General features: G+C 77.8%; 2 protein-coding genes. One reads left to right on the top strand and one right to left on the bottom strand.

Going from position 1 to position 1,286, the window contains the following annotated elements:
* Positions 1-145 precede the first annotated feature (145 nt).
* A complete protein-coding gene (locus ACYVI6_RS18725) occupies positions 146-673 on the bottom strand; it encodes an RNA polymerase sigma factor (protein ID WP_284289871.1) in 528 nt (175 codons plus the stop codon).
* A 103-nt stretch (positions 674-776) separates the two neighbouring features.
* Between ACYVI6_RS18725 and ACYVI6_RS18720 the strand changes: the two genes are divergently transcribed.
* Positions 777-1,286, top strand: a 510-nt coding sequence (locus ACYVI6_RS18720) for a cell division protein PerM (RefSeq protein ID WP_460447793.1), incomplete at its 3' end; no start/stop codon positions are given.

The following is a 1,286-nucleotide window of genomic DNA, read 5'->3' as shown; positions in this document are numbered from 1 at the left end:
CGCGCTGCCCCCGGCGAGGGCGGCACGGGCCCGGCGGGTGCGCTGGTCGCCGCGGGCGCGGACGTCGGCGGCGCGGGCGAGCAGCACGCCGTCGACGTCGTCGGTGAGGGCGCGCAAGCGGTCCTCCAGCCGGTGGTCGGTGTCGTCAGGCACGGTGGGCCTCCGTGGAGGGCAGGCGGGGATCGAGGTCCTCGAGCACCTGGGCCAGGGCGGCCCGGCCGCGGCTGAGCCGGGCCTTCACGGTGCCGGTCGGAGAACCGACCTCGGCAGCGACCTCCTCGACGGGCAGGCCGACCAGGTGGTGCAGCACGATCGCGTGCCGCTGCGCCTCGGGCAGCCGGCGCAGCGCCGCGACCAGCACGGTGTGGTCGTCACCCGGCGGGGCGACCGGTTCGGGGCGGCCGTGGGCGAGCAGGTGGCGCGCCGCGGTGCGGGTGCGACGCCACCGCGACACCGCGACGCGGCGCGCCACCGTCCGCACCCAGGCCTCGGGGTCGCCCGCCTCCTGCACGGTCGACCACCGCTGCCAGGCCCGCGCGAACGCCTCCTGGGTGCAGTCCTGCGCCTCGGTCAGGTCACCGGTCATCGCGTAGACGGCACGCGCGACCCGGCGGCTCGACGACCGGTAGAAGTCGTCGAACGACGCCTGCGGGTCGGGCGGCTGCTCGCTCACACCCACATCAGACGCCTGACCCGGGCGCCGGGTTGCACGCGACACCCCGAGCCCCCCGCGGGTCCGCCGCCGGACGCCGCCGGACGGCGACCATGGACCCACCATGAGCCTGCTCGATCGCACCCGCACCCACGACCACGCCAGCGGTGTCGAGCGCGCCCGGGCCAGGGCCGGCGAGGCCACCGGCATCGTGATGGCCCTGCTCACCGGCCTCTGGACGGCGGCGATCTCCTGGCTGGCGATCGCGCTGCCGGTGCTGCTGGTGTGGGCCGCCTCCGCGCAGACCACCGCCACCTGGGGGCAGGCCACCCGGCTGGCGACCCAGGGCTGGCTGCTGCTGCACCACGTGGCCGTCGACGTGCCCGGCGGCCGGGTGTCGGTGGTGCCGCTCGGCCTGTCGCTGGTGCCGCTCGGCCTGTGCTGGCTGGCCGGACGCCGGATGGGCACGGCCGCCGACGACGCCGGCGGTGTCGCCTCGCTGCTCACGCCGCTGGCCGGGTTCGCCGCCGGCTACGCGCTGCCGGTGCTCGTCGCCGGTCTGGTGGCGCACGGCGACGGCGTGGGTCCGGCGGCCTGGCAGGCGCTGCCGGCCTGGCTGCTCGTCGGCGTCCTG

It is taken from the genome of Angustibacter aerolatus (assembly GCF_054776675.1).
The sequence above is the reverse complement of the archived record's forward strand: the minus strand, read 5'-3'. Positions and strand labels throughout refer to the sequence as shown.